An 11,953-nucleotide genomic window follows, 5' to 3' on the forward strand; every position below is an offset into this window, starting at 1 on the left:
GATTCCGGAACCGCGGACCGCGCCTGTCCGTTGGAAAACCGAAGAGGGCAAAGCGGTCCACACTCCTTACGCCCATGCCCCCGAGACTCCGACAAATCGCGCACGATGGTAGCCGCCTTTCGGGTCAGGCCCCCAGTTCGCGGCGGAGCCGGCCGGCGTCCACCCGCCAGAACGTGTGCTGCTCGCCGTCCACCAGGACCACCGGGATCTGCTCCCAGTACGCCCGGTGCAGCTCCTCGTCCCGAGTGATGTCCTTCTCCTCCCAGGCGGCGCCGGTCTCCGCGCACACTTCCTCGATCACCGCCCGGGCATCGTCACAGAGATGGCATCCGGGCTTCCCGATCAAGGTGACGACCCGTTCGCCGGCCTTCTTCTTCGCGCGCCGCAGCAGAGGACTCATGACCCCATTCTCCGCCTCGCCCTCCGCAACCGGCCGCACGCCCGAATGGCCGGGTTTAACAGTCAGGCCATCGAGAGTTCACGCCTTCGCATCCCCGCGAGTCAGGAAGTGCCGAACCGACTGGCTATGCTCACGCCATGGCCGCACTGGGATGGCTCACCCCCCGTAGGCGCTCGGCAACCGCCCGGAGCGTCCTCGCAGGCGAGGCCGCCGCCGAGGCGGCGCGCAAGACCTCGCAGCAGCTCGCCGATTCCCCCGACGCCGGCGAAGCGGAGCCGATGAGGCCGACCTTCCCCGTCGCCGGGGACGACCGCGCCGCAGCCTTCTTCGACCTCGACAACACCGTCATGCAGGGCGCCGCGATCTTCCACTTCGGGCGCGGCCTCTACAAGCGGAAGTTCTTCCAGCGCCGCGAGCTGGCGAGATTCGCCTGGCAGCAGACATGGTTCCGGCTCGCCGGGGTCGAGGATCCGGACCATATGCAGGACGTGCGCGAGTCCGCGCTGTCCATCGTCAAGGGCCACCGCGTGTCCGAGCTGATGTCGATCGGCGAGGAGATCTACGACGAGTACATGGCCGACCGCATCTGGCCCGGCACCCGCGCCCTCGCCCAGGCACACCTCGACGCGGGCCAGAAGGTGTGGCTGGTCACCGCCGCGCCCGTCGAGACCGCGACGATCATCGCCCGCCGGCTCGGCCTGACCGGCGCGCTCGGCACGGTCGCGGAGTCCGTCGACGGCGTCTACACCGGCAAGCTGGTGGGCGAACCGCTGCACGGCCCGGCGAAGGCCGAGGCCGTACGCGCCCTGGCGGCGGCCGAGGGCCTGGACCTGACCCGCTGCGCGGCGTACAGCGATTCGCACAACGACATCCCGATGCTCTCCCTCGTCGGGCACCCGTACGCGATCAACCCCGACACCAAGCTGCGCAAGCACGCGCGCGAGCGCGAGTGGCGGCTGCGCGACTACCGCACGGGCCGCAAGGCGGCCAAGGTCGGCATCCCGGCCGCGGCGGGCGTCGGCGCCCTCGCCGGCGGCACGGCAGCGGCAGTGGCCCTGCACCGCCGCCGCCGCTGACACCCCCGACGGGGACACGTACGCCACCGGCACCACGGCCGGGCCACTGCCACGGCAGGGACCGGCCGCCGACCCGTCATCCCCGGCGCCACCCCCGTGACACAAGTGCCGCCGGGCGGCAGGCCCTCGACGCCGGGCGCCGGTGCGCCGCATTCCGGCCCTCTTACCCGGCCGGGCCTCCCGCCAGTCCCGGTGCCGGCACATGAGCACAAGCCATCACGCGCTGCAACAGATCGCGAAGTAATCCGATCAATAAGCGATCACAATCTGCTACTCAATCCGCCGCTTTGCGGTAACAGAAGCGACGGAATCGATGATTTGAGCAACTGGGTGTAGCGCTGCCTGTACGAAGCGTTATTCTCCTCAGACGCATTAAGGACCCCGCCCGTCGCCACGACGAGTGAACGGTCCCGCACTGCACGTGATGGAAGCTCTGCCTCTGGGAGTCCCGTGTACCCACACGTCGGGGTTGACGCCTCGGGCCTGGCTACGCTGCGCGCAACGGTCCTCGACCACTTGCGCGGCTTCGTCCCCACCGCGTACGCCGTCCCCGCTTTCGCCGCGCCGGGCCCTGCCGCCCTCGGCCCTGCCGGACCCTGCTATGCCCTGACGGACGGAATCGAGAAGGGGCCGGCGCACAGTGGCGTCGTCGACGGGCGACGGTCGGCCGACGGGCGCGAGACAGGCAGACGGGGTGGCCGCCATGCCGGCGCCTCGACCACCGCCCGCCGCCCCAGCGCCGACAGCGACAGCGCGCGCATGATGGACCTGGTCGAGCGGGCCCAGGCCGGAGAGGCCGACGCGTTCGGCCGTCTCTACGACCAGTACAGCGACACCGTCTACCGCTACATCTACTACCGCGTCGGCGGTAAGGCGACGGCGGAGGACCTCACCAGCGAGACGTTCCTGCGCGCCCTGCGCCGTATCTCCACCTTCACCTGGCAGGGGCGCGACTTCGGGGCCTGGCTGGTCACGATCGCGCGCAATCTGGTCGCCGACCATTTCAAGTCGAGCCGTTTCCGACTGGAAGTGACCACCGGCGAGATGCTCGACGCCAACGAGGTCGAGCGCAGCCCCGAGGACTCGGTCCTCGAGTCGCTCTCCAACGCCGCCCTGCTGGAGGCCGTGCGCAAGCTCAACCCGCAGCAGCAGGAATGCGTCACGCTGCGCTTCCTGCAGGGCCTGTCCGTGGCCGAGACCGCTCGCGTGATGGGCAAGAACGAAGGTGCGATCAAAACACTGCAGTACCGCGCCGTCCGCACGCTGGCACGGCTCCTCCCCGACGACGCCCGCTGACCGGCGCCCGCCCCCAGCCCCGACCCACGCCTTGCGCCGTGCTCCCTGGCCTCCTCCCTCCCCCCGCAGACACGCACCGGACCCCACATCCAGCCCCCCACGCAGTCCTGTCCCTTCAACTCACCACCCGTGAGCGGCTGATGACGCACTGGTCCGATCATCCTTCGCGCGTAACCCAACTGCCGAGCCGCTCGTTGTGCGGAATGCAGGCTCCCTGTGGTCACGTCCTGTCCGCAGCCACTCACTCGATCGTGTGGATGTGCTCAAGGCGTGCAACCTTCCGGAACCCCCGGGGAGTCGATCGTCATGACGAGAGGAGGTGCCGCCAGTGATCGCGAACGTTTCGGCGCACCGGCGGGCGAACGCCTTCGCCCAGGCCCTGGAGGATCGGACGCTCCGGGGCGCGGCGGCCGACCAGCCCGAGGATTCGGCCGAACGGGCCGAACAAGGGCGGCTGTTGGCCCTGGCGAACGGCCTCGGCGAGCTGCCGAAGCCCGAGTTGGATCCCGAGGTCAAGGTGGTGCAGCGAGCCCAGCTCGTCGCCGCCATGGAGGCGATGCTCATGGAGGGCACAGCCTCAGGAGGGAGTGCGTCCGGCGGCCCTGCCGTCCCGGAGCAGCGAACCTCCGGCCGCGGCGCCCACCGGGCATCACCGCTCAGGAAACTACGCCCGCGATCCCGCTGGTCCAAGGGCCTCGCGGCCGGTGGCCTCACCGTGGGAGTAGCCGCCGGAGCCCTCAGCGGCGTCGCCGCTGCCAGTTCCGACGCCCTCCCCGGTGACTCGCTCTACGGGCTGAAGCGCGGCATGGAGGACCTCAAGCTCGGCATGGCCGACGACGAGGCGGACCGCGGCGGGCTCTACCTCGACCAGGCCTCGACCCGGCTCAGCGAAGCCCGCCGGCTGATGGAGCGCGGCCGGGCCGGCGAGCTGGACCACGAGTCGATGGGCGAGGTCAGGCGGGCTCTGACCGGAATGCACCACGACGTCACCGAGGGCCACCGGCTCCTTCACCAGGCGTACGAACGGGACGGCTCGCTCGGCCCCATCGCGACCCTCTCCTCGTTCTCCCGCTCCCACCGCGAAACGTGGGACGGACTGCGAACCCGCCTGCCGGCCCAACTCACCGACGTCGGCGACGAGGTGAGCTCGGTCTTCGACGCCATAGACCAGGAGGTCGGACCGCTCCAGTCGCTGCTGCCGCGCGCTCCTGAGAAGGACAGCGGCACGTCCCAGCGGCCCGGAGCGACCCCCGACACGTCCAGGGGTTCGACCGGCTCGTACGGCACGGACCAGCCGTCGTCGTCAGCGCCCTCGTCCGGCAGGTCGGACGACAGCGGTCTGCCCCGCCCCTCCGGTTCGGGCACGACGGAGGACGACGGGCTGCTCGGGGGCGACACGGGCGGCCTGCTCAACCCCCCGCAGAACAGCTCGACACCGTCCGCCCCGTCCGGGGCGGGGGGATCGATGCCGCCCATGCCGGACGTCACGCTCCCGCCGCTGCTGCCGGGCCTCCTCCCGGGCCTGGGCCTCGATACCGAGGACGACTGAGCAGCGGGTCGACGCAAGAGGGGGAGAGGCGCCCACACGGGCCCTCTCCCCCTCTTGCGTACACGTCGGCGAACTCGGCCACTCCGCCGGAGGGACCGAAGAAGGAACTCCGTCAGAAGAACACGGAGCGGCGCTGCACCAGCAGCTTGTACAGCGTGTGCTGGATCTGTTCCCGCACCTGGTCGGTGAGATTGAACATCAGCATCGGGTCCTCCGCCGCCTCCGGCGGATAGCCGTCCGTCAGGATCGGCTCGCCGAACTGGATCGTCCACTTCGTCGGCAGCGGGACCGCCCCGAGCGGCCCCAGCCAGGGGAAGGTCGGCGTGATCGGGAAGTACGGGAACCCCAGCAGCCGCGCCAGCGTTTTCGCATTGCCGATCATCGGATAGATCTCCTCCGCACCGACGATCGAGCACGGCACGATCGGCACACCCGCACGAAGGGCCGTGGAGACGAAGCCGCCCCGCCCGAAGCGCTGCAGCTTGTACCGCTCACCGAACGGCTTTCCGATGCCCTTGAAGCCCTCGGGCATCACCCCCACGACCTCACCCTGCTGCAACAGCCGTTCGGCGTCCTCCGAGCACGCCAGGGTGTGCCCCGCCTTCCGCGCCAGTTCGTTTATCACCGGCAGCATGAAGACCAGATCCGCGGCCAGGAGCCGCAGATGCCGCCCGGCCGGGTGGTTGTCGTGCACCGCGACCTGCATCATCAGCCCGTCGAGCGGCAGCGTCCCGGAGTGGTTGGCCACCACGAGCGCCCCGCCGTGCGACGGGATGTTCTCGATGCCCTTCACCTCGACCCGGAAGTACTTCTCGTACAGCGGCCGCACGAGCGACATGAGCACCTGGTCGGTGAGCTCCTTGTCGTAGCCGAACTCGTCGACCTCGTAGTCCCCTGTGAGCCGCCGCCGCAGAAACGCCAGGCCGCCCGCGATCCGCCGGTCCCAGCCACCCGTGCTTCCAGGGCTTCCGGGGCTTCCGGGGCTGCTCTGACGCCTGTGGCCGCCCTGGCCGCCCGCATCGGGCACGGGCGGCTGTTCCTCGCCGCGGACGCCGCCTGCCGCGTTCCACACGGGGCCGGTCTCTCGCGTCGTACCCGCACCGCCCTGCAGCTCCCTTTCGGGCTGCCCCGGCACCGCCCCGGCCGGCACCTCGCGCATCGTCACCGCCTCGGCGGGGGCCTTGCGCCGGCCTGCCCCGGGGCGCCGCCGCGCCGGGCGTTGCGACGCGCCCGTGCGTGACCGGTCGTCGTCGAACGGAATGACCTTGGCGTCCGCCATCGTTGCTTGCGCTCCTTATCCGGCGCTATCCGGCGCTCTGAGTGCTGTTCGCCGTCGTCGTCGCGGTGGTGCTGGGGTCGGTCTTCCTTGCGCGGCCGGCCGCTGCCGGCAGAGCGGCGAGCCTGTCCACGGCGCCGGCCACCGCCTCCGGCGGCAACAGCCCGGGCGCGCGACTGCGCGCGAATTCCGCGAACGTCTCCGCTGTCGTGTGCGTGGGGTCGAAGCCCAGGGTCTCGCGCATCTGGACCGTGCTCACCACCCGGCCGTGGGTGAGCAGACGGATCTGCTCCGGGGAGAAGTCGGTCACACCGACGGTACGCAGCGCGGAACCGACCCAGGTGACCGCAGGCAGCAGCACCGGCACCGTCGGACGGCCCAGTCGCCGCGAGCACTGCGACAGCAGCAGCACTCCGTCGCCCGCGACATTGAAGGTGCCGCTGTTGAGGGTTCCGCGGCGCGGCTCGTGGGAGGCGATCCGCAGGACCTCGACGACATCGTCCTCGTGGACGAACTGCAGCCGTGGGTCGTAGCCGAAGACCGTCGGCAGGACGGGCAGCGAGAAGTAGTCGGCGAGCGGGGAGTCGGCCCGCGGCCCGAGGATGTTCGCGAAACGCAGCACACACACCGCCACGTCCGGCCTGCGCCGCGCGAATCCGCGTACGTATCCCTCGACCTCCACCGCGTCCTTGGCGAAGCCACCGCTCGGCAGGGACTTGGGCGGGGTGGTCTCGGTGAACACGGCCGGATCACGTGGGGCGGAGCCGTACACACTCGTACTGGACTTGACGACCAGCCGTTTGACGGTGGGCGACTTCTGGCAGGCACCGAGCAGCTGCATGGTGCCGATGACGTTGGTCTCCTTGACCGAGGTCCTGCCGCCCGAGCCCAGCGGTGTGCCCGTGACGTCCAGATGGACGACGGTGTCGACCCCGTGTTCGGCAAGCACCCGGGCTATGGCCGGCTGGCGGATGTCGGCACGAACGAATTCCGCGCCGCCCAGATGATGCTCGGGAGTCACCGCGTCCACGCCGACCACCCGCTCCACTTCGGGGTCCCGCTGGACGCGGCGTACGAAGCGGCCCCCCAGTTGCCGGGCCACACCGGTGACGAGCACGACCTTGCCCAAGATCAGCGCCTTCCGTTCGGTTCTCCCCTAGGCGTCACCGTAGCGGGTTGACGTTGCGCTGTGATGACCGCAGGACAGTCTTCACGGCTCATTGCCTCCAACGCCGTACGACGCACCGCGGCCCTCCCACCGTGATGGTGGGAGGGCCGCGTAATTCACGGACAGCCGCCGCTTACTTCTTGTTGCGACGCTGAACGCGCGTGCGCTTGAGCAGCTTGCGGTGCTTCTTCTTCGCCATCCGCTTGCGCCGCTTCTTGATAACAGAGCCCACGACTACCCTCGCTCACTTCTCTTCACTCGGTGCGGGGCGTCTGGGCCCACACGACCTACGTCGGCCTAGCCTACCGGCCCGAGCTCGGAGCAAGTAATCCGAGGGGCGCCTCAGGCGGATTCGACCCCCACAAAAGACTCGCGGAGGTACTCGTGAACCGCTTGCTCCGGTACCCGGAAAGACCTCCCCACCCTGATCGCCGGCAGATGACCGCTGTGCACCAAGCGGTACACGGTCATCTTCGACACGCGCATCACCGAGGCGACTTCCGCCACGGTCAGGAACTTGACCTCGTTGAGAGGCCTCTCGCCAGCAGCCATGACCCACCTGTACCTTCCGCACACGACGCCCACCGGCTTCCCCTCCGGTGACTCTTCGTCGCGGTGCGCTCACTCACCAGACTAGGGGCGGGTGGTGCGAGTGGGGAAGAGGAGCAGCCATCGGCCGTTTACTGTGACAGACACGCTCGATTGAGTACATAGCGAGTAAGCGGCCGGTAGTAATCGGACCGCACAGCGTCATCAAGCGGAACGGTGACCGACACGCGGCCCTCGGCCTCGGCGACGAACAGCGCGGGATCGTCCGTATCCGCCAACCCGATGGCATCGAACCCCAGCTGACCTGCCCCGCAGACCCAGCCGTGGTCTCCGACGACAAGCCCGGGAAGCGGCCCGCCGGCCTCGGCCAACCCCTCCAGGGCAGCCCGAACCGGGAGGGGGGAATGGGTATGTGCGCCCGTTTCACTCCGGGTGTCCCACGCCCCCTGTTCCCGCACCACCGCGACTCCTCGTACGTACTGGAGGTTGTACGTGCGTACGCCGAACCGGGTCGTTATGTCGACACATCGCCCCTGCGCCGGTGTGAGTACGGGACATCCTGCCGCCGACAAAGCGTCTGCCAGTCCGGCGTAGAACCCCAGCAGCCGATGGGGATGCCCGGTCCCCAGGAGCACCGGCACCCGACGCTCCGCCGCCTCCGCCAGCCGCTCGGCGAACGCATCCAGCCCGTCGAGCGTCCTTTCGGGATTGATCACATCCGGCCCGGACACATGATCAGGGTTGCCCGAAACCCCGCATTTGTCGGCCATCAGTGCGAGCAAATCGCGCTCGGCCCATACCCATTCGGGATCGAGTCCGAGCGTGACCCGCGGATCCCGCGCCGCGAACAGCCGATAGCTCCGCAGGCTCTCCTCCCTCGAGGTTGCCACCGGACCCGCCAGCCTGGCCGCCAACAAATGTGCCCGCAACGCTTCCCTGCTCAACACATCCCGATGCTCCCGCAGCCCCGTGCAGCCCGCCGGGAAACCCGGGCAGATCCGCACAGTCGGCGTAACACTCCGGTCCCTGCGCCCACTTGCCGCGACCTCGGCGGCGACGCGACCTGGCCGAGGCGGAAGGCGCAGGGAGGTCGGCACACTCGTACCGCACCGCTCCTCACCGCCCCTTCGCGGGGACCTACGCCAGCAGCCCCCTCAGCGGAAACGCCGCCCGCCTCGTGGCCAGCACCGCCTGATCCAGCCGGTCCGCCGGGTCGTACCCCTCGTCCCATGCACTCCACGTCGGTGTACGCCCGTCGGTCATCCGCCCCGGCCCCAACTGCCGTGTCCGCGCATACACCTCGTCCCGCCACGACGACGGGATCACCGACTCCGGGTCCACCGGCGCATGCCCCGCGATCCCCACCAGGTGCGTCCACGACCTCGGCACGACGTCCACCACCGCGTACCCCCCGCCGCCGAGCGCCACCCATCGCCCGCCCTCGACCCACTCGTGGGCAAGCGTGTGGCACGCCTCCTGCACCAGCCGCTGCGCATCCAGGGACACCGCCAGATGCGCCAGCGGATCCTCGAAGTGCGTATCCGCTCCGTGCTGCGTCACCAGTACCTGCGGGCGGAAGTCGGCCAGCAGCTCGGGCACCACCGCGTGAAACGCCCGCAGCCACCCCTCGTCCCCCGTACCCGCCGGCAGCGCCACATTGACGGCAGAGCCCTCTGCGTCGCCCGCAGCGCCCGTCTCCTGCGGCCACCCCGTTCCCGGGAAAAGCATCCGCGGATGCTCGTGCAGCGAAATCGTCAGCACCCTCGGATCGTCCCAGAACGCCGACTGCACCCCGTCACCGTGATGCACGTCCACGTCCACGTACGCGACCCGCTCCGCCCCCAGCTCCAGCAGCCGCGCGATCGCCAACGACGCGTCGTTGTAGATACAGAACCCCGACGCCGCACCCGGCATCGCATGATGGAGCCCGCCCGTGAAGTTCACCGCATGAGCGGCCTCCCCACGCCACACCGCCTCTGCCGCCCCCACGGACTGCCCCGCGATCAGCGCGGACACCTCATGCATCCCCGCGAAGGCCGGGTCGTCCATCGTCCCCAGACCGTACGCCTGGTCCGCCAGCCCCGGGTCGGCGGACGCCGCCCGCACGGCCTCGACGTAGTCCTCACGATGCACCAGGCGCAGCGTCGACGGGCCGGCGGGCTTGGCCGCCACCACATCCAACGCCTGGTCCAGCCCGTACGCCCGCACCAACCCCATGGTCAGCGCGAGTCGTACCGGATCCATCGGATGTCCGGCCCCGAAGTCATACTTCGTTACCGCTTCGTCCCACATCAACCGTGCGCGGCCGCTCATGAACGCCACCGTATCGGTCGGACTCCGCCACGAACGACCGGGCATACAGCAACGTCACAAGCACCAACACCATCGGCACGAGCATCGCACCCCGGTAGCTCCACGCGTCCCCGAGCGCCCCCACGAGCGGCGACCCGATCAAGAACCCCACGTAGTTGAAGACGTTCAGCCGCGCGACAGCCACATCGCTCGCGGCCGGGAACAACCGGCCGGCCGCCGCGAACGTCTGCGGGACGATCACACACAGCCCGAGTCCCAGCAGAGTGAACCCGGCGAGCCCTGCCCACGCCCCGGGAGCCAGCGCCACCACGGCGAATCCGCCCGCGGCCAGCACCGTCCCGCACCGCACGACCGTCGCTGCCCCGAAACGCCGCACTCCCAGATCCCCTACGGCCCGCCCCAGCAGCGTCGTCACCATGTAGGCGTTGTACGGAACGGTCGCCAGCTCCTCCGAGCTCCCCAGTACGTCCTGGAGGTACTTGGCGCTCCAGTTGGACACCGTCGAATCCCCGATGTACGCGAACGTCATCACCAGACACAACGGCAGCAGCACCGAGAACGCCACCGCCCGGCCGCCCTGAGCCGCCTCCTGGGCCGCCTCCTGGGCCCCCGCCCCACCCTCCCCGTCGACATACCAACGGCTCCCCATGAGCGCCAGCGGCAGCAGCACCGCCACCACGGGCAGGTACGACACCACGAGCGGCAGATCCCAGTGTGCGCCGGCCCATGCGAGCGACGCGCCGGTGATCCCACCGAGGCTGTACGTGGCATGGAACCCGAGCATGATGCTGCGCCCGTAGGCCCGTTGCAGGCTCACCCCGAGCATGTTCATGGACGCGTCCAGCGCACCGACAGCCAGCCCGAAGGACCCCAGGGCGACCGCCAGCTGCCACATGTCCCCACCGGCGCCCACGGCAAGCAGCGACAGCAGCACGACCGGCTGGGACCATCGCAGCACCACTCCTGGCCGCACCCTGGCCACAAGCTTCTCGGTGGCCACGCTGCCGACCCCCGCCAGGATCGGCACGGCCGCCAGAAATACGGGCAAAAGGCCGTCGGATATCCCGTACCGGTCCTGGATGGCGGGTATGCGCGTCACGAGCAGCGCAAAGGTCACACCCTGCACGAAGAAACTCAGCGCCAACGAGGACCGACCGTGCCGCAACCGCGCATTCGCGTTCGTCATGGCCGCACAGCGTAAGCGGCCCGACTACCCGTGGGTAGACGGATCAGGCGAGCAATCCCGGGAGCTCAGCCATGTCGGCGAAGTGTCCGTCGGCGCCCGCGAGCTTCGCGGCCGGCGTCATCGCCGTGAACCCGTACACGTCCATCCCGGCGGCCATGGCCGCCGCGACGCCGAGCGCGCTGTCCTCGACCACGACACAGCGCTCAGGCGGGAACCCCATCCGCTCGGCGGCGTGGAGAAAGAGGTCCGGCGCGGGCTTACCTTGGCCCACGTCCTGGGCGCTGAAGATGTTCTCGTCCCTGAACCACGTGTCCATCCCCGTCTTCCGGTGCCCGACCCGGATCCGCTCATGGCTTCCCGACGACGCCACGCAGTACGGCACCCCGTCCGCGACCAGCTTGCCGAGAACCTCGACGGCTCCCGGGACGGGCTCCAACTCCCGCTCGAAGGCGGCGAATGTACGGGAGTGCAGGGTCTCGTCGAAGTCGGCCGGCAGCCGCTCACCGGTCCGCTCCAGCACCAGATCGTGCACCCGGTGCACGGCGGCCCCCATGTAGTCGCGCAGGGAGTCGTCGTACGAGGTCGGATGCCCGAGCTCGGTCAGATAGGCGGCGAGGATGGTGTTGGCGACGGGCTCGCTGTCGACGAGCACACCGTCGTTGTCGAAAATGATCAGGTCATAGCGCATGGGTCCAGACTAGGAAGCAGGCCGGAGCCACCGCACCGCGCCCATGCCGTCGGCCGGCAGACCGGCGTGCGAAGCGCGAAGTCCCCGCTCGGCACCCGGCCTTCGACGTACGTCCCGACAGCACGGCTGTACCGAGCACAACGCAAAAATGCCTCAACCCCCGGACAATGTCCGGGGGTTGAGGCTGAATGATTGTTCGGCGGTGTCCTACTCTCCCACAGGGTCCCCCCTGCAGTACCATCGGCGCTGAAAGGCTTAGCTTCCGGGTTCGAAATGTAACCGGGCGTTTCCCTAACGCTATGACCACCGAAACTCTATGAAGATGTGAACCCGGCCGACCGGCACACCCCTGGTGTGCGGTCTCGGCGTGTTCGTTACTTCAGAACTAACACAGTGGACGCGAGCAACTGAGGACAAGCCCTCGGCCTATTAGTACCGGTCAACTCCACCAG

The 11,953-nt window shown here is 69.4% G+C and carries 12 protein-coding genes and 1 rRNA gene; 3 read left to right on the forward strand and 10 right to left on the reverse strand.

Features of this window, described 5'->3' with window-relative positions; genetic code table 11:
• Positions 1-124: 124 nt before the first annotated feature.
• A complete protein-coding gene (locus ACFU5O_RS11205) occupies positions 125-400 on the reverse strand; it encodes a glutaredoxin family protein (protein WP_384238897.1) in 276 nt (91 codons plus the stop codon).
• A gap of 137 nt (positions 401-537) precedes the next feature.
• Between ACFU5O_RS11205 and ACFU5O_RS11210 the strand changes: the two genes are divergently transcribed.
• The 3 genes from ACFU5O_RS11210 (at position 538) to ACFU5O_RS11220 (ending at position 4,321) form a co-directional block, all read left to right on the forward strand.
• A complete protein-coding gene (locus tag ACFU5O_RS11210; RefSeq protein WP_384238898.1) occupies positions 538-1,476 on the forward strand; it encodes an HAD family hydrolase in 939 nt (312 codons plus the stop codon).
• A 450-nt stretch (positions 1,477-1,926) separates the two neighbouring features.
• Positions 1,927-2,772, forward strand: coding sequence for an ECF subfamily RNA polymerase sigma factor, BldN family (locus ACFU5O_RS11215; RefSeq protein ID WP_384238899.1), 846 nt, complete (start codon positions 1,927-1,929; stop codon positions 2,770-2,772).
• Between the two features lie 328 nt (positions 2,773-3,100).
• Positions 3,101-4,321: a DUF5667 domain-containing protein gene (locus ACFU5O_RS11220; RefSeq protein ID WP_384238901.1), complete on the forward strand. Its 1,221-nt coding sequence runs from the start codon at positions 3,101-3,103 to the stop codon at positions 4,319-4,321.
• 112 nt (positions 4,322-4,433) lie between these two features.
• Here ACFU5O_RS11220 and ACFU5O_RS11225 read toward each other — a convergent pair whose 3' ends face one another.
• The 9 genes from ACFU5O_RS11225 to rrf all read right to left on the reverse strand — a co-directional run bounded on the left by ACFU5O_RS11225 (position 4,434) and on the right by rrf (position 11,812).
• On the reverse strand, positions 4,434-5,600 hold the full coding sequence (locus ACFU5O_RS11225; RefSeq protein ID WP_384238902.1) for a lysophospholipid acyltransferase family protein: 1,167 nt from the start codon (positions 5,598-5,600) through the stop codon (positions 4,434-4,436).
• A 25-nt stretch (positions 5,601-5,625) separates the two neighbouring features.
• Positions 5,626-6,726 carry an NAD-dependent epimerase/dehydratase family protein gene (locus ACFU5O_RS11230; RefSeq protein WP_384238904.1) on the reverse strand — a complete coding sequence of 367 codons (1,101 nt, stop codon included), beginning with the start codon at positions 6,724-6,726 and terminating at the stop codon, positions 5,626-5,628.
• Positions 6,727-6,898: 172 nt separating this feature from the next.
• The gene (locus ACFU5O_RS11235) at positions 6,899-6,997 is read right to left on the reverse strand and encodes a 30S ribosomal protein bS22 (RefSeq protein ID WP_003948845.1); all 99 of its coding nucleotides are present in this window, start codon (positions 6,995-6,997) and stop codon (positions 6,899-6,901) included.
• Positions 6,998-7,107: 110 nt separating this feature from the next.
• A complete protein-coding gene (locus tag ACFU5O_RS11240; RefSeq protein WP_158687078.1) occupies positions 7,108-7,317 on the reverse strand; it encodes a helix-turn-helix domain-containing protein in 210 nt (69 codons plus the stop codon).
• 128 nt (positions 7,318-7,445) lie between these two features.
• The gene (locus ACFU5O_RS11245) at positions 7,446-8,261 is read right to left on the reverse strand and encodes a phosphatase (RefSeq protein ID WP_384238906.1); all 816 of its coding nucleotides are present in this window, start codon (positions 8,259-8,261) and stop codon (positions 7,446-7,448) included.
• Between the two features lie 190 nt (positions 8,262-8,451).
• Positions 8,452-9,627 (reverse strand): acetoin utilization protein AcuC, encoded by a 1,176-nt coding sequence (locus tag ACFU5O_RS11250; RefSeq protein ID WP_384238908.1) that lies wholly within the window; start codon positions 9,625-9,627, stop codon positions 8,452-8,454.
• On the reverse strand, positions 9,578-10,813 hold the full coding sequence (locus ACFU5O_RS11255; protein ID WP_384238910.1) for an MFS transporter: 1,236 nt from the start codon (positions 10,811-10,813) through the stop codon (positions 9,578-9,580). The genes ACFU5O_RS11250 and ACFU5O_RS11255 overlap by 50 nt, the downstream gene beginning before the upstream one ends.
• Positions 10,814-10,856: 43 nt before the next feature.
• On the reverse strand, positions 10,857-11,501 hold the full coding sequence (locus tag ACFU5O_RS11260; protein ID WP_384238912.1) for an HAD family hydrolase: 645 nt from the start codon (positions 11,499-11,501) through the stop codon (positions 10,857-10,859).
• 194 nt (positions 11,502-11,695) lie between these two features.
• Positions 11,696-11,812, reverse strand: a 5S ribosomal RNA gene (rrf, locus tag ACFU5O_RS11265).
• Positions 11,813-11,953: the final 141 nt, after the last annotated feature.

This window comes from Streptomyces sp. NPDC057445 (genome assembly GCF_042802855.1).
Lineage (GTDB): Bacteria > Actinomycetota > Actinomycetes > Streptomycetales > Streptomycetaceae > Streptomyces.